This is a genomic window from Butyricimonas sp., assembly GCF_019423355.1.
GTDB lineage: Bacteria > Bacteroidota > Bacteroidia > Bacteroidales > Marinifilaceae > Butyricimonas > Butyricimonas faecihominis.
Genome location: NZ_JAHZBP010000006.1, coordinates 155,785 through 177,996 on the forward strand (window position 1 = coordinate 155,785; position 22,212 = coordinate 177,996).

At 36.8% G+C, this 22,212-nt stretch carries 19 protein-coding genes; 10 read left to right on the plus strand and 9 right to left on the minus strand.

The window, feature by feature from the left end:
* The 5 genes from QVC79_RS10005 (at position 1) to QVC79_RS10025 (ending at position 5,716) form a co-directional block, all read left to right on the plus strand.
* Positions 1–1,131, plus strand: coding sequence for a glycosyltransferase family 4 protein (locus tag QVC79_RS10005; RefSeq protein WP_270593009.1), 1,131 nt, complete (start codon positions 1–3; stop codon positions 1,129–1,131).
* A complete protein-coding gene (locus QVC79_RS10010; RefSeq protein WP_270593007.1) occupies positions 1,131–2,318 on the plus strand; it encodes a glycosyltransferase in 1,188 nt (395 codons plus the stop codon). Before QVC79_RS10005 ends, QVC79_RS10010 begins: the two co-directional genes overlap by 1 nt.
* Positions 2,315–2,944, plus strand: coding sequence for an acyltransferase (locus QVC79_RS10015; protein WP_270593006.1), 630 nt, complete (start codon positions 2,315–2,317; stop codon positions 2,942–2,944). Before QVC79_RS10010 ends, QVC79_RS10015 begins: the two co-directional genes overlap by 4 nt.
* Before the next feature lie 3 nt (positions 2,945–2,947).
* On the plus strand, positions 2,948–3,961 hold the full coding sequence (locus QVC79_RS10020; protein ID WP_270593005.1) for an acyltransferase family protein: 1,014 nt from the start codon (positions 2,948–2,950) through the stop codon (positions 3,959–3,961).
* A gap of 153 nt (positions 3,962–4,114) precedes the next feature.
* Entirely contained in the window at positions 4,115–5,716 is a 1,602-nt protein-coding gene (locus QVC79_RS10025) for a phosphoethanolamine transferase (protein ID WP_270593004.1), read from the plus strand.
* 29 nt (positions 5,717–5,745) lie between these two features.
* Here the strand turns inward: QVC79_RS10025 and QVC79_RS10030 are convergent, their stop codons facing one another.
* Positions 5,746–6,630: a glycosyltransferase family 2 protein gene (locus QVC79_RS10030; RefSeq protein WP_270593002.1), complete on the minus strand. Its 885-nt coding sequence runs from the start codon at positions 6,628–6,630 to the stop codon at positions 5,746–5,748.
* Positions 6,631–6,834: 204 nt separating this feature from the next.
* Here QVC79_RS10030 and QVC79_RS10035 point away from each other — a divergent pair, with 204 nt between their 5' ends.
* Genes QVC79_RS10035 through QVC79_RS10055 form a run of 5 tightly spaced genes read left to right on the plus strand, consistent with a single transcriptional unit; the run spans position 6,835 to position 13,488 of the window.
* Positions 6,835–7,995: a glycosyltransferase family 2 protein gene (locus tag QVC79_RS10035; RefSeq protein ID WP_270593000.1), complete on the plus strand. Its 1,161-nt coding sequence runs from the start codon at positions 6,835–6,837 to the stop codon at positions 7,993–7,995.
* 34 nt (positions 7,996–8,029) lie between these two features.
* The gene (locus QVC79_RS10040) at positions 8,030–9,802 is read left to right on the plus strand and encodes an asparagine synthase-related protein (RefSeq protein WP_270592999.1); all 1,773 of its coding nucleotides are present in this window, start codon (positions 8,030–8,032) and stop codon (positions 9,800–9,802) included.
* A 7-nt stretch (positions 9,803–9,809) separates the two neighbouring features.
* Complete coding sequence (locus QVC79_RS10045; protein ID WP_270592998.1) at positions 9,810–11,234, plus strand: lipopolysaccharide biosynthesis protein; 1,425 nt, start codon at positions 9,810–9,812, stop codon at positions 11,232–11,234.
* A 9-nt stretch (positions 11,235–11,243) separates the two neighbouring features.
* Entirely contained in the window at positions 11,244–12,302 is a 1,059-nt protein-coding gene (locus tag QVC79_RS10050; RefSeq protein ID WP_270592996.1) for an endonuclease/exonuclease/phosphatase family protein, read from the plus strand.
* Positions 12,303–12,312: 10 nt separating this feature from the next.
* Positions 12,313–13,488 carry a glycosyltransferase family 2 protein gene (locus tag QVC79_RS10055; RefSeq protein WP_270592994.1) on the plus strand — a complete coding sequence of 392 codons (1,176 nt, stop codon included), beginning with the start codon at positions 12,313–12,315 and terminating at the stop codon, positions 13,486–13,488.
* A gap of 3 nt (positions 13,489–13,491) precedes the next feature.
* Here QVC79_RS10055 and QVC79_RS10060 read toward each other — a convergent pair whose 3' ends face one another.
* The 8 genes from QVC79_RS10060 to rfbA all read right to left on the minus strand — a co-directional run bounded on the left by QVC79_RS10060 (position 13,492) and on the right by rfbA (position 22,186).
* A complete protein-coding gene (locus QVC79_RS10060; RefSeq protein ID WP_124317495.1) occupies positions 13,492–14,424 on the minus strand; it encodes a UDP-glucuronic acid decarboxylase family protein in 933 nt (310 codons plus the stop codon).
* Between the two features lie 105 nt (positions 14,425–14,529).
* Positions 14,530–16,140: an ABC-F family ATP-binding cassette domain-containing protein gene (locus QVC79_RS10065; protein WP_087422394.1), complete on the minus strand. Its 1,611-nt coding sequence runs from the start codon at positions 16,138–16,140 to the stop codon at positions 14,530–14,532.
* A gap of 38 nt (positions 16,141–16,178) precedes the next feature.
* A complete protein-coding gene (gene rfbD / locus QVC79_RS10070) occupies positions 16,179–17,033 on the minus strand; it encodes a dTDP-4-dehydrorhamnose reductase (RefSeq protein WP_270592991.1) in 855 nt (284 codons plus the stop codon).
* A gap of 71 nt (positions 17,034–17,104) precedes the next feature.
* The gene (locus tag QVC79_RS10075) at positions 17,105–19,051 is read right to left on the minus strand and encodes a polysaccharide biosynthesis protein (protein ID WP_270592989.1); all 1,947 of its coding nucleotides are present in this window, start codon (positions 19,049–19,051) and stop codon (positions 17,105–17,107) included.
* 11 nt (positions 19,052–19,062) lie between these two features.
* Positions 19,063–19,608 carry a dTDP-4-dehydrorhamnose 3,5-epimerase gene (rfbC, locus tag QVC79_RS10080; RefSeq protein ID WP_151412164.1) on the minus strand — a complete coding sequence of 182 codons (546 nt, stop codon included), beginning with the start codon at positions 19,606–19,608 and terminating at the stop codon, positions 19,063–19,065.
* Between the two features lie 64 nt (positions 19,609–19,672).
* Entirely contained in the window at positions 19,673–20,725 is a 1,053-nt protein-coding gene (gene rfbB, locus QVC79_RS10085; protein WP_270592987.1) for a dTDP-glucose 4,6-dehydratase, read from the minus strand.
* A 156-nt stretch (positions 20,726–20,881) separates the two neighbouring features.
* Positions 20,882–21,250, minus strand: coding sequence for a four helix bundle protein (locus QVC79_RS10090; RefSeq protein WP_270592986.1), 369 nt, complete (start codon positions 21,248–21,250; stop codon positions 20,882–20,884).
* A 63-nt stretch (positions 21,251–21,313) separates the two neighbouring features.
* Positions 21,314–22,186: a glucose-1-phosphate thymidylyltransferase RfbA gene (gene rfbA / locus QVC79_RS10095; protein ID WP_270592985.1), complete on the minus strand. Its 873-nt coding sequence runs from the start codon at positions 22,184–22,186 to the stop codon at positions 21,314–21,316.
* Positions 22,187–22,212 lie beyond the last annotated feature (26 nt).

A 22,212-nucleotide genomic window follows, 5' to 3' on the forward strand; every position in this document is an offset into this window, starting at 1 on the left:
ATGAAAATAGCCATTGAAGCACAACGAATTTTCCGTGCCAATAAACATGGAATGGATTTTGTAGCCTTAGAAACAATTCGGGAATTACAAAAGCTTGACACGACCAATAAATATTTCATTCTTGTTGGCACTGGCCCAGATCATTGTCTTCGGGAAACGCCCAATATGCATATTATTGAGATAAATTGTCCGACTTATCCTTTATGGGAACAAATTGCTCTTCCTCGTGTACTGAAAAAAATCAAGCCAGATATATTACATTGTACAAGCAACACAGCACCTTTATATTGTTCAGTCCCTTTAATTCTAACCCTCCACGACATCATATTCCTAGAACCCCGGAAAGATTCTAACAAATCGTTATATCAAAATATGGGCTGGTATTACCGTCGATTAATCGTCCCACATATTTTATCCCACTGCAAAAAAATAATTACCGTATCCAATTATGAACGTAATCATATATTAGAAGCTTTAAAACTTCCACAAGAACAAATTGCTGCTGTATATAACGGTTATAACAAACATTTCCATCCGATAGATAAAAAGGAAATACCATCTATCGTGAAAAAATATACGGATGTCGAAAACTATATATTCTTCTTGGGTAATACGGATCCGAAAAAAAATGTTCCACGCACGTTAAAAGCTTATAGTTTGTATTTACAATGTTCCAGCCTGAAGCTTCCTCTACTAATTGCAGACTTAAAAGAAGATGTGCTAAATGAAACATTAAAAAAACTACAGATAGAACATATAAAACCACATATACATTGTATCGGTTATGTTCCTAACGCAGATTTGCCTTATCTTTATAACGGAGCTTATATCTTTTTATACACATCATTACGGGAGAGTTTCGGTATACCTATTTTAGAAGCGATGGCCTGTGGTACCCCAGTGATCACATCAAATACATCATCAATGCCGGAAATTGCCGGCGAACAATCAGTCCTTGCAAACCCTTATCAAGAGCAATCTATTACAGAAAAATTGCTTCTATTAGAATCAGACACCAATCTTTACCAACAACAGGTTATTTATGGTTTACAAAGAATAAAAGCATTTTCATGGGAAAATACAGCAAATGCTCTATTATCAATCTATTCATCTTTAAATAATGCACAATAATGATTACTGGGAAAGATTTTGTTTTCACGGGTTTGCAACCTTGGGATCTACAGATAGGTTCTAACGCTAAAGATATAGCTCTCGAAATATCCAAACACAATAGAGTGCTATATATTAACACTCCACTAGATAAAAAAACTTATCTCGGAAAACAACAAAACCCGGAAATTGTACAACGCCGTAAAGTTGTTCAAAAACAAACACCCATGATAAGACAAATAAATCAAAACCTTTGGGTTTTGGATTATCCTTTCACAATTTGGCCTGTGAATTTTCTTCCTGATGGTTTTTTATTCGATTTAATAAATAAGATAAACAACAAAAAAATGTATTCATTTGTTTTGAAAATTTTAAATCAACTTCATTTTAATGACTACATCCTATTTATTGACAATGATATTTATCGTAGTTTTTATGCAACAACATACCTTCATCCTTTAGTAAGCATATATTACAGAAGGGATAATTTAGTTAATCCCTTCTGGAAAAAACACGCCGGTAGGCTGGAACCTCTACTTTGTAAACAAGTTCATCTCATTGCGACAAATTCAATATATCTAGCCGAGGCTGTCAAAATATATAATACGAATACTTATGATATAGGACAAGGGGTAGATATATCTCAATTCCCCGCAAATAAAATATACCCTATCCCGTCTGATATGACAAATTTTGCACACCCGATTATTGGCTACACTGGTTTGATCACCTCAAAAAGATTAAACGCTGATTTACTATTCGAAATCGCATCTCGATGTCCCCAATTTACTTTTGTGATGGTAGGAAAAGAAGATGAATATTTTAAAAATCATCACCTTCACAAATTAACTAACATGCACTTTTTGGGAGAGAAAAATAATAACGAAATTCCTTCCTATATTGCTGCTTTTGACATTTGCATCAATCCTCAAAAAATAAATGAAATCACAATTGGCAATTATCCCCGAAAAATTGACGAGTATTTGGCATTAGGAAAACCTGTCATTGCAACACGTACTAAAGCCATGTCTCTTTTTGAAGAGTATGTATGGAATTGTGACTCGGCAGATACTTATATAAAAGCTATTCATGAAACCATTCAAAATAACAACGATTCAATTATAAACTTAAGAGTACAATTTGCTCATTCACATACATGGGAAAATAGTGTTAATAAATTGTATCAAGCTATTAAATCATTAAAATGATGAATTCATTTATACAAAAAGTAAAGGAACGACCTAAAATCAAAAATTTCATTTTATGGCTGATTGTTTCCAAGCATAATCCGAAACCCCGCTGGTGGATAAGGAATTTCTTAACCCCATTCATTCATAAAAAAGGGAAAGGATCTAGAATTCGAAAAAGAACGCGTATAGATATTTTCCCATGGTATCAATTTTCACTAGGAAAATACAGTACAATAGAAGACTTTGCAACAGTTTCAAACGGAGCTGGCGATTTAATCATTGGAGATTTAGTACGAATTGGTATTGGCTCTGTAGTACTGGGACCAGCTATAATTGGAACAGGATGCAGTATAGGCCAACATGCATTTGTCTCTGGATTTAACCACTGTTACCAAGATGTCAATATAAATATAAAATTCCAAGATTTAGAACGAAAAATTGTTGTAATCGAGGAAGACACGTATATCGGAGCCAACTCCGTTATTTTAGCTGGAGTTCATATCGGAAAACATTGCCAAATTGGAGCCGGCAGTGTAGTTACTAAAGATATTCCTGATTATTCTATTGCCGTTGGAAATCCTGCAAGAGTAATTAAGAGATATGACTTCCAACAACAAGAATGGACAAGAATTACAACAACATAACCCATGCATAAAAAAAATCCACATATAGAAACTCTTCGGGGCATCGCTATTTTTCTCGTTGTAGCAGGTCATGTTATCGGTTCTACTCCGATAGGAGGAATGAAAATTGATTTTCCTTCTATATGGCGTTTCCTGTATCTATGGATAGATTATCTTCAAATGCCTCTATTCACAATAATTGCAGGGTGGGTATATGCACTAAGACCTGTCGAAAGATCATTTCGAAATACATTTATCACTAAAAAAATCTTTCGATTACTGATCCCCATGGCAACAGTTGGAACTATATATTTTTTTATTCAATATCTCATACCGGGAACAAATAACAAAAGTAATTTACTCGAAATCTGGAGAGTATACCTATTCCCTTACACAATATACTGGTATCTACCCTCTCTTTTTATCATGTTCCTACTGATCATGTTTATTGATATAAAAAAATGGGCTAATCAATTTTCCGGCTGGATATACATTACAATAGGAGCTTATCTATTCATGCTTATCCAACAAAACATCATACCCGAATCGCTCCCTAATATATTCAGTTACAAAGGGGCTGTATTACTATTCCCCTATTTCATTTTAGGTGTTGGCATTCAACGTTTTTCTCCTAAATTATTCTCTTATAAAAAGAAATATATATATTTATTATTCACATTCATCGGCATCATCTTTTGTGGGTTAAAATGGTTTTATCCTTTACAGAACTCCGCACTGTATGAAAACCTGAAACCTCTAGGTATAATGTCCCTACTTATTTTACTATTGCATCAAAACCATACGTCACATTTCTGGGTATGGATTGGTAAATATACATATAGCATTTATTTGTTTCATGGATTTGGAACTTCCGGAGGACGAATTATTTTATCTTATCTAGGTATTCAAAATCAACTTATCGTCTTTACGATCTCAACTTCTATCGCATTATTAGGTCCCATACTTATTGATACGATACTATCCCAATGGAACATACTCAAAATTACATTATTAGGCAAAACAGATAAACATTTATAATACAAGATGATTAATACCTCATTTAAATCTCTAAAAAAACATATTCAGGATATCATTCCCACTTATAATCAATATATCAATATATATGTGATCTTTTTCATATTAAACGTCACAACATCATATATATATATTCTTTCATACGAAAGTAGCTATATGCTTCTTATTCGTGCAGGAGTCACTACAATTAATAATTTATCCATTGCTTTCTTTTCTATATTGGTTATTCATATTTTCAAAAAATACACAAAAACCATCACTTATATCCTAACAATTATATATTCTTTATTTTTTATCATTGAACTATTCTTGATAATTAATTTTCAATCTTTGATTTGTCCCTCAATTTTAATCGTCAGTAGTGCAACAAACAAAGAAGAAACTTATGAATTTTTTAAAACTTACACTAATAACTGGACATTTATTGGGGGAATCATTATATTTCTTTTATGCGTACTTTTGGCATATCGAAGTAAGAAAAAATTTATCCCCACTATATACGAACGCACGAGACATAAAAAAAGAAATTTAATTGTACTATGCCTATTACTTAGCATCTATGCAATTCAAACATTTTATATTACCCAAGTCAAAAAAATGACACCATATTTAACTTTAAGCCCCCTAGAAAGAGTTTACTACTCAATAAAAGAATCTAGACGAGACAGAAAAAGTTATCAAGAACTTCTTTCATACATGAGAAAAGATACTCCCATTATAAAAAGAAATCAATCTGATATTCAAAATATTGTTTTACTTATCGGAGAATCATTGTCTAAAACACATATGAATTGCTATGGTTATCCTCTAAATACAACTCCATATTTAAATGCAAGAATTAAAAATGATGAAGCTTGTATATTCAACCATATCATTACACCTAAAACAGTTACAACTGAAGCGATGAAATGTATTATGACATTTTATAACACGGAATCAACAAGGGAATGGTATACATATCATAGTCTACCTTCTGTTATGAAAGAGGCAGGATATTTTACTATCTGGTTATCAAATCAAGATAATTCCGGCATATTTGGCAATATACCTGCTGCATTAGCCCAAACCTCCAATAAAGTTATATATACTCATGATAAAAACTCGCAAGAAGAATCCTACGGGTACTTTGACGACAAGCTTTTACCTATTTTAAAGGAAAACACCCTAAACACATCTAAAAATTTTTATATTATCCATTTAATGGGATGTCACCAACGATACACGAATAGATTCCCCAAAACTTTCAAACAATTTCAGTATACTGATATCCAATTCAGCACTAATATCCATAAAAAAATAACAATAGCAGAATATGATAACTCGGTTCTTTATAATGATTACATTGTTAACGAAATTATCAAACACTTCATTGAAAAAGAAACCATTATGATCTATTTCCCTGATCATGGAGAAGAGGTATATGATTCTGAAAATTTTGCTGGTCATAATTATGTGAATCCCACAAAAAATATGGTAGAAATACCATTCATTATTTGGTATTCACAATCCCTCCAGACAAAACACCCAAAACTTATAAAACAAATCAAACAAGCTCAAACCAATCACTTCATGACAGACGATATCATTCATACGATATTAGATATTTGTCAAATTCAAACAGTTGAATTTGATAGCACAAGGAGTCTACTCCATCCTTCATACAATCAGTACAGAGAATTTTATATTAATGAACATATTAATTATAATGTGTGGAAAAATAGTAATTACAAACATCCTCTTTTTCAAGACAATAAATAAATTGATACAATTATACAAGCCATATACATCTAGAAATATTTATCTAATATTCCATGTATCGTTCCCCGCCATACTGCTGTTACCATTTGCCATTTCAAATGCAAAGAATAATAGAGAACATTCTTTGGTAAAACCAGTATCAATTGGTAAAGGCATGATATTAATCCCAACATCCAACGATTATTTCTGCGAGCAAACAATAAGCGACTTCTCGTCAAATAATAACAACGTATAGGGGTTCCCCGCTTTATCGTCATACTCTCCTTGTGAAAAACCGTTGCAGCTGGTTCATACCATACAGAATAACCGGCCTGACGTACTTGTAAACTCCAATCCAACTCTTCATAGAAAAGAAAATATACCTCTGTCATCTTTCCCACTTTCTCTATTATTGTTTTCGTAGTAAGCATACAAGCACCATGAGCAAAAGCGGTTTTTCTAGCTTGATTATACTGTCCCATATCCTTTTCACCCATTCCTATCAGCTGATTACGAATTGTAATAGATGTCATTGCGGTATATCCTGCATATTGTATTATATCCGGTGCGTAAGAATACTTTATCTTAGGAGAAACCAGCCCTACACAAGAATCATCCAAACGGTCAATCAAAGATTTCAAAAAAGGAGCCTTTACAATCATATCATTATTCATGTATAATATGTAAAAACCACTTGCATAACGATATCCTAAATTATTCCCTCCCGCAAACCCTAAGTTTCTATCACTCCGAATAACTCGTATCTTTGGATAAATATCTTGTAACTTCTCTGCTTCATTAATTTCAGAAGCATTATCAACAACTATTAATTCATAAGGATAAGTCTCATTTTCAGACAAAGAATCAATTAACTCGCATGTATCCTCAAAGCCATTGTAATTGATTGTTATTATTGAAACCATTTTTTCGAGCATATTTTTCTCATTTTCAGCATACAAGTTTAGAATACAAAACAAATCGATGTAGCTATATTTTAAACAGTACAACTATAAATTTAAACCATTCAGAATCACAAAATAATATTCCTCAAATTAAACTATATTTTTCCAACGAAACAATCTAAAATATAGCTATATATTATTATTTTTGCAACAAACAATAATTAAGCACGAAGAAAAATGTTTTTAACGAGTATCGAGTACCTCCTAGTTTTTATCCTATCTGTAAATATTATATATTTACTCATATTTAGCATTGCTTCCCACTGTTCACCTAAAAATCAGGAAATCAGAGTAAATGTTCTCAATCGAATCGTGATTTTGATCCCAGCATACAAGGAAGACCAAGTTATAATGGAATGTGTAAATTCATGTTTGACACAAGATTATCCAAAAGAGAAATATGACATTATTGTTATTTCAGATCAAATGCAAGATATCACGATCTCGACATTAGAGGCCTTACCATTAAAACTGATCAAGGTATTCTTCAAAGACAGTACAAAAGCAAAAGCCTTAAATTATGCCATGGACGAAATCGGTGATAACTATGACATTGCGATCATTCTTGATGCTGATAATGTTGTTGATTCTGAATTCCTCTCACATATAAATACAAGTATGAATCAACAAGGAGTTGAAGTCGTGCAAGCTCACAGAACAGCAAAAAATCAAAATACAAAATTGGCCATTTTAGATGCTATCAGTGAAGAAATAAATAATAGTATTTTTAGACTAGGACACTCAAATGTTGGATTGTCTGCAGCATTGATAGGCTCTGGCATGGCATTCAAATACGAATTACTAAAAAAAGAATTACACTCGATCAATGCTATCGGTGGTTTCGATAGAGCTTTAGAATTAACCTTAATCAAAAAAAAGAAAAAGATTACTTATCTGCCAGCTACCTATGTTTGGGACGAAAAAATTCAAAATCACCACAATTTTTCCCAACAAAGAAAACGTTGGCTTTCAGCACAACTCCATTATCTAGGTCTATCACTAAAAGATATACCTAAAGCCATTCAAGAAAAAAATTGGGATTTATGCGATAAAATTTTCCAGCAAATGAGCCTTCCGAGGGTTTTGTTATTAGGAATAACCTTTTTAATCGCTATCGGGATGTCTTTTTTTACATGGGAAACTTCGATCAAATGGTGGGTTCTATTTATTGCATTAAATATCAGTCTATATGTTGCTATTCCAAAGCAAATGTTAACTTCTAAATTAGCATCCGCAGTCTTAATCCTACCACTTTCTTTTATGTTGATGTTTTTAAATTTATTCAAACTCAAAAATGCAAACAAAAAATTTATACATACATCACATGGGATCAAGTAACAAATAATATAAAAACATCAATAAAGGGAAAGGTATGTTTTCAGGGAAATTTACAGATCATAATACATTATTATCATATTCCTCACAAAATTACACGACTAGTCAGGATAGAGACCTCATTATCCACTTCTGGGGAACATTATACAATCAACAGACATTAGGTTTCAAAAATACAGACAGTAATGCAACCGTAGTTCATAAATTATTTCTTAAACAAGGAATAACTTATTTTAATGAACTAGACGGGGCGTTCACATTCATCATATTTCTTTCCAAACAAACAATCATAGTAAGAGATCATCATGGATGTGGTTCTCAAGTATATTATAATCAACATGATTTTGCATCCTCCCTAATATTACTACAAGAAATAACATCATATTCTAATTCAGCAAACACAGAAGCTCTTTCTGCTTTTTTAATGTTCGGCTATATTCCCTCTCCTTTATGTGCTTTACGCAACACATACAAACTTGGAGCTGGAGAGATTCTGGTACATGAGAATAACACGAACATTACGAAAAAATTATTTGACATAGATCCTATATCAACAATTGTCCCTGTAGAAAATGACGATTTGGAAGAATTATCAAGCCAATATGGAGAACTACATCAAAATGCCATTCGAAAAAGGATTGGAGACAACCAAAACATTGGAATTCTATTAAGCGGGGGATACGATTCCGGAGCCAATCTTGCTGCATTAAGACAAATATACTCAGGAAAGATACATTCTTATTCTATAGGATTTAAGGAAGATTCTTGGAGTGAATTACCACAAGCCCGGTGCATATCGAAATTTTTTCAAACCCAACACCACGAATACCAAATAGACGGTAGCGAAATTAAAGCTCTACCTGAAATTGTAAAATTTATGGGAGACCCCTTTGTCGAGGGAGGACTTATGGTTAATTACTGTGCCATGCGTATGATCGACTCGTCAAAACCCAGTATCATCCTAGGTGGAGACGGAAGTGATCAATATTTCGGAACATCAGGTAGAGAAATTGCAATTCACGCTCTAAGCGCCAAATACGGTATGAAAAATATCTTAAAATTCATATTAATTCTCTTAAACCATTCTGTATTCGAATATAATTCAAAACTATATCGCACAAGGTTTCATCTAGATAAAATTCTAAATATCTTACAAGGGGATCAATTTGGTTTCCCTGAATACAAATTAAAAAGAATCCTACAAAACCATCATAATATTTTCAGACAGTCATCTGTCAAAGTCAACACATCTAATTTCAATTCTCTCTATACGACACACTTGTATAAAACTGATATTGAAAAGACTATCAATCAGGTCATTTTATTCAAAGCATCACGTATGGCTGAAATGTTTGATAATACCCTCACCTTTCCTTATATGGACACCACATTATACCAATTTTTGATGCAACTTCCTGTTAAATATAAATGCCTAGGTAATAATGTAAAAGATATAGCTCAAGGACATGGTATCTCTAAATTTTTACTAAAGTACCATTATAAACCAATGTTGCCAGAAGCAATTACAAATAGAAAGAAACAAGGAGGATTTGCCCCGATCCCGATTTTCTTTAAAGAGAAAAAACAGAGGAAACAATTGACAGACTACATCTTAAGTTCATCAATTACACAAGATTTTTTGCACCAAGAAGAAGTAGAAAAATTCTTACAACAATATAATCAAGAAGTACAACAACCTGAAAAATGGTTTTGGTATCACCAAATAAAAGCAATACAATTTCTCAATCTATTGACCTTATCTATTTGGTGGGAAATATTCATAAAAAAGAATTCAACTTTTATAGAGTAAATTTGCTATGGCAACTATTAAAAATCAAGCTTCTCACAGCGTTTTCTGGAGTGCTGTAGAACGCTTCTCAACCCAAGGAGTACAATTTGTACTTGGAATGATTATCGCTCGTTTCCTACTCCCCTCAGACTATGGAACAATTGCCATGTTAAGCATTTTCATGGCAATAGCCCAAACCTTTATTGACGGTGGATTTATCAACGCCCTGATACAAAAAAAACAATGCTCTCAACAAGATTATAGTACTGTATTTTTTTTTAACATATTCATGTCCATTGGGCTATATGGTATATTGTATTTATGCGCACCTTGGATTGCAAATTTTTATAACGAAAAGTTATTAACCCAAGTCATGAGAGTTATTGGTTTAACACTTATAATCAATTCATTAGGAATTGTACAACAAGCTAAATTAACTATTGAACTCAATTTCAAACAACAAGCTATTGCTTCTTTTATTGCAGTACTAATCAGTGGTATCGTAGGAGTTATGCTGGCTTACCAAGGTTTTGGTGTTTGGACATTGGTTATTCAATCCCTGACAAGCAATCTCTTACGTGTTATTCTCTTATGGATATTCGCTCATTGGAAACCCCTTCCCTATTTTTCAAAAAACTCATTCACAACCATGTTCTCTTTTGGCTCACGATTATTATTATCCTCGCTATTACATACTACCTATACAAATTTGTATTCACTAGTTATAGGTAAAAGATTTGCACCCATTGAACTTGGACTATACAACAGGGCAACCACAATTGCCCAATTTCCTTCCAACAATCTTGCAACAGTTATCGTACGTGCTATCTATCCAATTCAATGCAGAATACAGGATGACACTCCTGCATTAAAAGAATTATTCATTAAATACCTTAGAATGTCCTGTTACATTATATTTCCTCTAATGACTATTTTATGTGTACTTGCAGAACCTCTCGTAAAAATTATCCTTACTGAAAAATGGTTACCAGCAGTCCCTTTAATTCAGATATTATGTCTTGCATATATGTGGGATCCTATCATGAAAATAAATAATAGTCTACTTAACGTGAAAGGTCGATCTGATTATTTTCTATACGCTGAGATCATAAAAAAAATAGTTGCTCTCATCATTCTCATTGTTACATTGCAATTCAACGTCCAGATCATGTGTTTAGGATTAATACTATATGCCCTCGCTGATATGTTAATTATTTCCCTGTATGTTCGTAAAACAATTAATATTACAATAAAAGAACAAATTAAAGCCTTATTCCCCATTTTAATGTTATCTGTAATTTTAGGATTAGTAAGTCATATCACCATAATACTAACAAATAATCCATGGATCCAATTATTAGGAGGATTCACAACTGGAAGTATAACTTATTTAGGAATCTCTCACTATCTCAATCTTAATGAACTAAATACACTATTACACTTTAAACTATAATAATTTAATATGGCTGGTTTCAAATTCTTCTTTTCAATAATGATTTTCCTGTTTTCCCTAATAATCGCAATAATTGCTTCCTTGGGAATGCTAGCCTCTTATATAAACCCCAGTTTATCTGGATTGATTGCACTTGCTGGAGTTTTCCTTCCCTTGTCTCTTTTGGCAAACTTCTTTTTTATCTTTTATTGGCTCATAACTAAGAAAAAATGGTGGATAATATCCTTTCTTCCCATATTACTAAATACGAATTATCTTCTATCCATATATCAATTTAACTCACCAATATTAAATACCAATAAAGGAAAAGAAATTGTCATCGCAAGTAACAATGTTCACCGCTTTCTAACAAACCACCGGATTACATTCCACTCTGTAACAACATGGGCTGCTAAAGAAAAAATCGAGGTTATCTGCTTTCAAGAATATAGTCAACTACATTTCAGTTCCGACAGCATCCAAAAAATATTTAACTCATATCCTTTCCATTCGACATTTTCGAAAGGGAAAGAACTCTGTATCTTCAGTAAATATCCCATCATCCGATCTCAAAATATCGATTTCCAGATGCAAGAAGGACAAGGGGAATGGATTGATATTTCTTCAGGTAAAGATACAATCCGAATATTCAATGTTCATTTACAATCCACAAATATCAGTAAAAACACCCGACAATACAATTTATCCCAAAAAACCGGTAACCAACCAGATAAAATAGCTACCCTTCAAAATTCCATTTCTGATTTAAAATACAGCTTTAAAGAAAGGGCAAAACAAGCCGTACTTCTAAGGCAAATTATAGACACCACTCGCTATCCAAGCATTATTTGCGGAGACTTTAACGATACTCCTGCTTCTTACGTCTATCATAAAATAAAAGGGAAATATATAGATGGTTTCCGACAACGTGGAAATGGTTATGGATTCACATTCAAAGGACTAGGTAAATTATTACGCATAGATTATATTCTATATTCCAAACATTTCACAGGCCTACAATATACTTCTCCGAAAACAGAATGGAGTGATCATAATCCAGTCATTATGAAATTATCATACAACCATTAATAACCAAACCATGCCTATATTTACATTTTCATTTTTCTTTGCTCTTTCGATCGTATTCTACACATACATCGGATACGGAATCCTATTATACATCCTTGTCAAAATCAAAGAAAAACTCCACCCGGAACAGCCATTAACACTTCCGGAACCTCTTCCCGATGTTACGCTACTTATAGCAGCTTACAACGAGGAAAAGATCATCAAAGCAAAAATGGATAACTGTGCGACTCTCGATTACCCGAAAGACAAGTTACACGTGATCTGGGTTACCGACGGTTCCACCGATTCAACAAATATGTTATTGGCCACATACCCGAACGTAACGGTTCTCTTTTCCCCCGAGCGCAGAGGAAAGACGGCAGCCCTGAACCGGGCAATGCCATTTATTAAAACATCATACACGATTTTCACAGATGCCAACACGATGCTCAACGTGGGATCGATAAAAGAAATTATGACTTGTTTCACCAATCCTAAAACGGGGTGCGTGGCCGGGGAGAAACGTATCGAAAACAAGGACAAAGACAACGCTGTTTCAGGTGGAGAAGGTTTTTACTGGCGCTACGAATCAAAATTAAAAGCGTGGGATTCCAAGTTGTACTCGGCAGTAGGAGCTGCAGGGGAATTATTCGCCATCCGTACGGAATTATTCAACCCCATGCCCGAAGACACTTTACTGGATGACTTTATTCTCTCGCTACGAATTGCCATGCAAGGTTATAAAATTGCCTATTGCGACAAGGCCTACGCCATTGAATCCGGCTCCGCGGATATGCACGAAGAACAAAAACGCAAAGTACGCATTGCAGCAGGGGGCTTACAATCTATCGCTCGGCTAAAAGGACTACTCAACCTGTTCAAATATGGCACCCTCTCCTTTCAATATATATCACACCGGGTACTACGCTGGTCGGTTACGCCCGCTCTATTATTCCTACTATTCCCGTTGAATTTGATTCTCGTCATTGCACAGGGAGCATCCCTCTACAAGATCATAATCATCCTACAAATTATCTTTTACGTTCTAGCTTGTCTCGGGGCTATTATGGCCAAAAAACAGATAAAAATAAAGATTCTATTTATCCCTTACTACTTCATGTTCATGAATTTAAACGTATTGAAAGCACTTTTCTATCTGAAAAAACACAAGGGTAAAGGAACTTGGGAAAAAGCGAAAAGAGGATAACAATTACAATTGAGACTTAAAATAATCTATCGTTTTCACCAACCCATCCCGCAAAGGGATCATCGGCTGCCAGCTTAACTTCATTCTAGCTAACGTTATATCCGGCCTGCGCTTCCTAGGATCATCTTCCGGAAGTGTTCCAAACACGATTCGGGACTTTGACCCTGTCAACTCCAATACCAAATTTGCCAGTTCCAACATCGTGAATTCCCCGGGATTACCAAGATTCACCGGACCAGTAAAATTATCCTCCGTGGCCATCATTCTAATCATACCATCGATTAAATCATCCACGTATTGAAAACTTCGTGTCTGGGTTCCATCACCATAAATCTCAATATCTTTTCCTTGTAAGGCATTCACGATAAAATTCGATACCACGCGCCCATCATTCTGAGCCATACGAGGTCCGTAAGTATTAAATATACGAATAATTTTCACCACAACCCCGGCCTGACGGTGATAATCCATGCATAATGTCTCCGCACATCTCTTTCCTTCATCATAACAAGAACGCAGCCCGATAGGATTCACGTTTCCCCAGTATTCTTCAGTTTGCGGATGTTTCACTGGATCACCATAAACCTCACTCGTAGACCCCTGTAACAACTTTGCCTTAACCCCTTTCGCCAATTCCAACATATTTACCGCACCAAAAACAGAGGTATTTATAGTTTTTATCGGGTCATATTGATAGTGTACCGGAGATGCCGGACAAGCCAGATTATAAATCTCATCCACTCCCTTCATATAAGGCCAGATAATATCCCGTTCCTCCAATTCAAAATTAGGATTACCTACCAAATGTTGAATATTTTCCTTCGAACCGGTAAAAAAATTGTCTAAACAAATCACATAATTACCTGATTCTATTAATCGATCACATAAATGTGACCCTAAAAAACCAGCTCCGCCAGTCACTAATACACACTTCATAATTCACCTCTATTATTTATACAAACATACAAAAAATATTCGAAAATCACACTAATTAGTGTGATTTTCGAATATTTTTATTCACAGAGACAATTAGAATGAATATCAGTACATCTGATTCAATTGTTCTTTAATCTTATCACTCGTGATATAATCATCGAAATCCATTCGCTTATCTATCATTCCGTTAGGTGTCAATTCTATGATCCGGTTACAAACGGTTTGGATGATCTCATGGTCATGAGAATTCATTAAAACGATTCCTTTAAACGCCACCAATGTATTATTAAAAGCCTGAATGGATTCCAAATCCAAGTGATTGGCCGGAGAATCCAATAACAAGACATTCGCATTTGTCAACATCATCTTGGCTATCATACAACGCATCTTCTCTCCCCCGGATAGAACTTTCACCCGCTTGTAAATATCCTCCCCGGAAAATAACATTTTCCCGAGGAATCCTCTCAAAAACGTTTCACTTGTATCTGCAGAGTACTGTCCCAACCACTCTACCAGAGTCATATCAGTCTGAAAATAAGCTGAATTATCCAACGGAAGATAGGCATTCGTGATCGTTACTCCCCACGTGAAACTACCCGTATCCGGTTTTTCATTTCCTGCAAGGATCTCCAACAAGGCAGTCATCGCTCTCGGATCACGTGACAAAAAGGCAATTTTATCCCCTTTCTCCACGGTAAACTCCACATCACGGAATAAGGTCTGTCCTTCGATAGATTTACTCAAATTACGAACATCCAAAATCCGGTCACCCACTTCCCGTTCCGGGGTAAAGATAATCCCGGGGTATTTCCGGGTAGAAGGTAAAATCTCCTCTACATTCAATTTCTCCAACATTTTCTTACGGCTCGTGGTTTGCTTTGACTTTGCCACGTTAGCACTAAAGCGGGAAATAAACTCCTGTAACTCTTTCTTCTTTTCCTCCGCCTTCTTATTCTTAGCTTGAGCCTGACGCAAAGCTAACTGACTCGACTCATACCAGAAACTATAGTTACCGGCAAATAACTGAATCTTACCAAAATCAATATCTACCGAATGTGTACACACGGAATCCAGAAAATGCCGGTCATGCGATACCACTAAAACCGTATTCTCGTAATTGGCCAGATAATTTTCCAACCACATAACCGTCTCCAAGTCCAAATCATTCGTGGGCTCGTCCAATAACAAGTTATCCGGTTTCCCGAATAGGGCCTGAGCTAACAAAACCCGTACTTTTTGCTTTCCACTTATATCTTTCATCAAGGAATAATGCAAATCTTCCTTGATACCTAATCCACTCAACAAGTTCGCCGCATCACTCTCCGCATTCCATCCGTCCATCCCGGCAAACTGCTCTTCCAGTTCGGCGGCCCGAATCCCATCCTCATCCGAGAAATCCTCCTTCATGTATATCGCATTCTTCTCCTGCATCACCTTCCACAAAGAGGAGTGCCCCTGTAACACGGTATCCAAAACCGTACACTCGTCATAAGCAAAGTGGTCCTGTTTCAATACCGACAACCGTTCTCCCGGTCCGAACATCACGGTTCCCCGTGTCGGCTCCAAATCACCACTCAATATTCTCAAGAACGTAGATTTCCCGGCACCATTGGCACCTATTACTCCATAACAATTCCCCGGTGTAAACTTCAAATTCACATCCCGGAACAAAGTTCTCTTCCCAAACTGAATCTCTAAATCCGAAACTGTAATCATTATTTATCTTTTTCTAAAAACGCCCGCGAAGATACACGTTAAAAAGTTGCCATGCAACTTTTTAATGCTTCTCTCCAATCCCGGATCTCCAAATTGAAAGTCTCCTTAATTTTTGTCTTATCCAAAATTGAATAAGCAGGTCTTTTTACTTTAGAAGGATATTCCTCTGTTGTCACCGGGTTCACTTTACAATTTGCCCCTGTAATCGCCACGATTTCTTTGGCAAAATCATACCACGTACAAGCTCCTTCGTTCGTAAAGTGATACACACCCTCCAATTCCGGGAGATCATCCCGTTCCATAATGCTAATAATAGCCTCGGCCAGATCTCCGGCATAAGTAGGTGTTCCCCACTGATCGCTCACCACGTTCAACTCGTCCCGCTCAGAAGCCAAACGGGATATGGTTTTCACGAAATTATGTCCATACCCGGAGTACAGCCAAGCCGTACGGATAATAATATACAGACATCCCGATTTTTTGATAGCCTGTTCTCCTTCCAATTTTGTTCTCCCGTACACGCTCTGCGGATTTGTAGCATCTTTTTCCGTGTAAGGATGATCCGATGTCCCGTCAAACACGTAATCTGTCGAGATATGGACCAGCAGACAATCCAGTTTCACGGCAGCATTGGCCAAGTTTGCCACGGCATCACGATTCAATTTCATCGCTTTTTCCTCATCGTCTTCTGCTTGGTCGACAGCCGTGTATGCGGCACAATTAATGATCGTGTCAATATCATGTGTCTCAATAAAGGCACATATCGCCTTAAAATTCGTTATATCCAATTCTTCAACATCCGTGTAAAACACGTCATCCAGCAAAGAAAAGCTACGATTTCTCAGCTCTGTACCTAATTGTCCATTCGCACCCGTGATCAATATATTCGCCATATATAATTTTAGATTTATGATTTTAAATTTATGATTTCTCCTCTCAAAACCCACTCACTTTAGCCCCCTTATCAACTCACGGACTCTTTATCATATTTTTCGAATTCAGAATTTCGACTGACAAACTCAGGTACAATATCCTTCATCATCTTCACCATATCCGGGATATTTACCCTAGCAGCCAATTCATTCAATTTATTCAATTCATTTACAACATCAAAATAATTATACTCCCGGACTTTCGCTACCCGAATCTTGTTATGAGCTGTTGGCAAGGTGTTCTCCTTGTTACTTAACAACTCTTCGTATAGCTTCTCTCCCGGTCTCAACCCCGTGTAGATAATGGAAATCTCCTTACCCGGATCAAATCCCGATAATTCAATCATCCGTCTTGCCATATCGGCAATCTTCACGGGACGTCCCATCTCGAAAATATAAATCTCACCTCCCATACCCATCGTTCCGGCTTCCATCACCAAACGACAAGCTTCCGGGATCGTCATGAAATAACGAATAATATCCGGATGAGTCACCGTAACAGGTCCCCCGTTGCGAATCTGTTCACGGAATCTCGGAATTACCGAACCATTAGATCCCAACACGTTCCCAAAACGAGTAGTAATAAAACGAGTAGTTCCTACTTGCAGACCATCCCGAATGGCCACACTTAAACTTTGCACATATATCTCGGCCAAACGTTTAGAGGCCCCCATGATATTCGTCGGGTTAACCGCCTTATCCGTGGAAACCATAACAAAACGCTCCACTCCATACTTCACGGCATGATCCGCAACATTCATCGTCCCAAACACGTTCACCCGCACGGCTTCACAGGGATTCGATTCCATCAAGGGCACGTGCTTGTAAGCTGCCGCATGGAATACCACTTGAGGGTGATAATTACGGAACACGAAATCCATACGATCAAGAGATCTCACGTCCCCGATCACAGGCACAAAAGAAGTATTCGGGAACTTATCCGTAAATTCCAACTGGATATTATGCATTGGAGTTTCAGCCGAATCCAGAAATATCAATTGCTTGATATTAAAACGTGTCAATTGACGACATAACTCACTCCCGATAGAACCGGCTGCACCTGTAACCATAACGACTTTCCCTTCCAATCCTTCCGCAATCTCCTTCATGTTAATCTTTATCTCGTCACGCCCAAGCAATTCCTCCAAACGGATTTCCTTCATTTGCGGACGCGGCAACTGCCCGTCACTCATCTCCTCCACGGAAGGCAGTACCAACATTTCCAACCCCAATTTCTGACAATAATGCACCAATCGTTTTTGTTCCTCCTGAGCGGTCCGATAATTCGGGAACACGATTCCATCCACCCGTAAACGCTTTACCAAGCGGTTAAATCCTTCTTCTCCCGTGATAAAGTATACTGATTCACCGGATAACCGGTAATGCTTATATCTTTTTCCGATAGTCAAATACCCGGTTACCTTGTAAGATGGCAGGAAACTGTTAGAAACTGCCGTACTGAGCGAGGCAGAACAATCATCCATTCCGAAGATCAACACCCGCTTTTGTTCTCCATGCAAACGAACTTTCAAAAAGTCATACAGGCTCACTAACACCACTCGCACGGAAACCAACACCACGGTAGTCGTCATCATGTCCAACAAAGCCCCTAAAATCAATCTTTCATTAGATACCTGTGGGTAGAATACATGAATCAAAGGGTAAAGAATGATCACTTTCAAAGCCATCGCTATCCCCAAACGCCAAGTTTCCCGTAACGTGGTGAAACGCATCACGACACGATGAGCATGTAATATGGCAAATGCCAAAGCACTAATGACCGCCGCCAATAATGCCAAATATGCAACCCACGACCAAACAATAGGTTCTTCCCTGACAAACCGGATAAGCCAGTAAGCAAAAACCGTTACCAAAGTTGAAAGCACAACGTCAATCCCCATCACGATCCAGCGACTCAGGTATCTCGTGTGTACAATCTTGGTAGCTAATCCATTCGGTCCAAATAAATAATTTTTCATTTAATTCCTTTTTACAACAATACCGCATCCCGCAACCTCGGATGCTTTTTATCCTTCTCCGACAATATAATATCCTCTAACGGTAATCTCCAATCTATTCCTAAATCAGGATCATTGTAACAAATCGCACCTTCATGATCCGGAGCATAATACTCGTCACACTTGTACTGAAATATCGCCTCCTCACTCAAAACCGCAAACCCATGCGCAAACCCCTTAGGTAAGAAAAATTGCAATTTATTCTCTTCACTCAGCTCCACGGCAACATACTTCCCGAAAGTCGGTGAACCTTTACGAATATCCACGGCAACATCCAAAACACGACCTTTCACCACTCTCACCAGTTTTGCCTGCGTATATGGAGGTAATTGATAATGCAAACCCCGTAAAACACCATATTTAGATTTAGATTCATTATCCTGCACAAACACCGTTTTACTTACCTTCTCTTCAAAATGTTTTAAAGAAAAACTTTCGAAGAAATATCCCCGATCATCACCGAACACCCACGGTTCAAGCATAAAAACACCTTCTATTTCAGTCTCAATAACCTTCATTATAATTGAAAATTGAAAATTGAAAATTGAAAATGTACCACTAAGTACAATTTCATACTTCAATTTACAGATTATACATTGATTCGTAATACTTCATGTATTCCCCACTCGTCACGTTATCCAACCAATCCTGATTCTCCAAATACCATTTTACCGTTTTTTCAATCCCCTCCTCGAACTGCAAAGAAGGCTCCCAACCCAACTCTTCATGCAATTTAGTGGAATCAATAGCATAACGCAAATCGTGCCCGGCCCGGTCTGTTACATACGTGATCAGTTTCTCGGAGGTCCCTTCCGGACGGCCTAATAAACGGTCAGTAACCTTGATCATGACCTTGATCAGATCAATATTTTTCCATTCGTTAAACCCGCCTATATTGTAAGTGTCCCCCACTTTACCTTTATGGAATATCAAATCAATTGCCCGTGCATGATCCTCCACGAACAACCAATCCCTCACGTTCTCTCCTGCTCCATACACAGGAAGTGGCTTATTATGACGAATATTGTTTATAAACAACGGGATTAACTTCTCCGGAAACTGGTAAGTTCCGTAATTGTTAGAACAATTAGAAATTTTCACGGGTAAACCGTAAGTGTCATGATAAGCTCTCACGAAATGATCAGAAGAGGCTTTCGATGCCGAATAGGGAGAATGAGGATCGTATTTTGTAGTCTCCAAAAAGAAACCTCCATCTGGTTGCAAAGAACCATACACTTCATCCGTTGAAACATGATAAAACAGTTTTCCGTCAAAATCACCCTCCCAAGCCAATTTAGCTGCTTGCAACAAGCTTAACGTTCCCATTACGTTTGTCTGGGCAAAAGAAAACGGATCTTTGATAGATCGATCCACGTGACTCTCTGCAGCCAAATGGATTACCCCATCTATTTCATATTCGGCAAAAACCTCACGCATTTTCTCGAAGTCACAAATATCCGCTTTCACGAACTTGTAATTCGACATATTCTCAATATCTTTCAAATTCGCTAAATTACCCGCGTAAGTCAACTTATCTAAATTGACAATACGATATTCCGGATACTTGTTTACCATTAGCCGAACCAGATGCGAACCGATAAATCCGGCCCCGCCAGTGATTAATAAATTTTTCATTCTTCAAAATTTAGTTTCAAGTTTGCAGGTTACAAGTTGCAGGTTGTGTTATCCAGATAAGTAATTAATTTACTGATACCTTTGGATAGAACCATACAATCGGACAATAACCCGTTTACCTTTATTTCATCTATATTTTAGTTACAAGTTTACAGGTTACAAGTTGCTGGTTGTGGCATCCAAATAAGTAATTAATTTACTGATACCTTTAGATAAAACCATACAATCAGACAATAACCCGTTTACCTTTATTTCGTCTATATATTTCAAGTCTTTAGCTAAATACAACATACTCCTGACTTCACCACAACTTCCCCTCGATATTTGCAAAAACTTCTTAAACATCACATTACCACCAGCCTCATACCCCTCCACAATATTATTCATCACCGAAACTGCCGCCCTTCTAACCTGATCATTAAACCCATAATCCTTCACTCCTGCAGTGTACAAGTAAACCTGATTTACCAACAAACGGGCATCCTGCCAAATCTTAAAATCCTCAAAACACCTAACCGTCCCCATAAACAATTTATAACCTATAAATAACTTGTAACCTGTAACCTGCCAACCTGCAACTTATTGAAATTACTGCAGTAATTTCAATAAATACTGTCCATACTGGTTTTTGATCATCGGTTGAGCCACAGCCCTCAAACGCTCCGCATCTATCCATCCCTTCATATAAGCAATCTCCTCCAAACAAGCAATCTTCAGCCCTTGACGTTTTTCGATAACTTCTACAAAATTAGAAGCTTCAGCCAATGAATCATGAGTTCCTGTATCCAACCAAGCAAATCCACGTCCCAACAACTGAACTTTTAAATCACCAGCCTCCAAAAAGGTCTGATTCACAGAAGTAATTTCCAACTCCCCACGAGCGGACGGTTTTATCTCTTTAGCAACACGAACCACTTCGTTCGGATAAAAATACAACCCGACCACGGCATAATTCGATTTCGGATTCTCCGGTTTTTCTTCAATACTCAGTACATTTCCGTCTTGATCGAATTCGGCCACCCCGTAACGTTCAGGATCATTTACCCAATAACCGAAAACAGTTGCTTTATCCTCCCCTTCCGCGGCTTTCACGGCATCTAACAACATTCCTGTAAAATGCTGTCCATAAAAAATATTATCCCCCAACACCAAGCAAACCGAATCATTTCCAATAAACTCCTCCCCGATAATAAATGCTTGTGCTAACCCATCTGGGCTTGGCTGTTCCGCATACGTGAAATGAACCCCGTAATCGGAGCCATCACCGAGCAAACGCTCGAACCCCGGCAAATCCTGCGGGGTTGAAATAATTAAAATATCCTTGATTCCCGCCAGCATTAATACTGAAATGGGATAATATACCATTGGCTTATCATATATCGGCAATAACTGCTTTGATACGCCTTTCGTAATTGGATATAACCTGGTCCCGGATCCACCGGCTAATACAATTCCTTTCATATCATTAAATTCTGACGCGAAGTTAT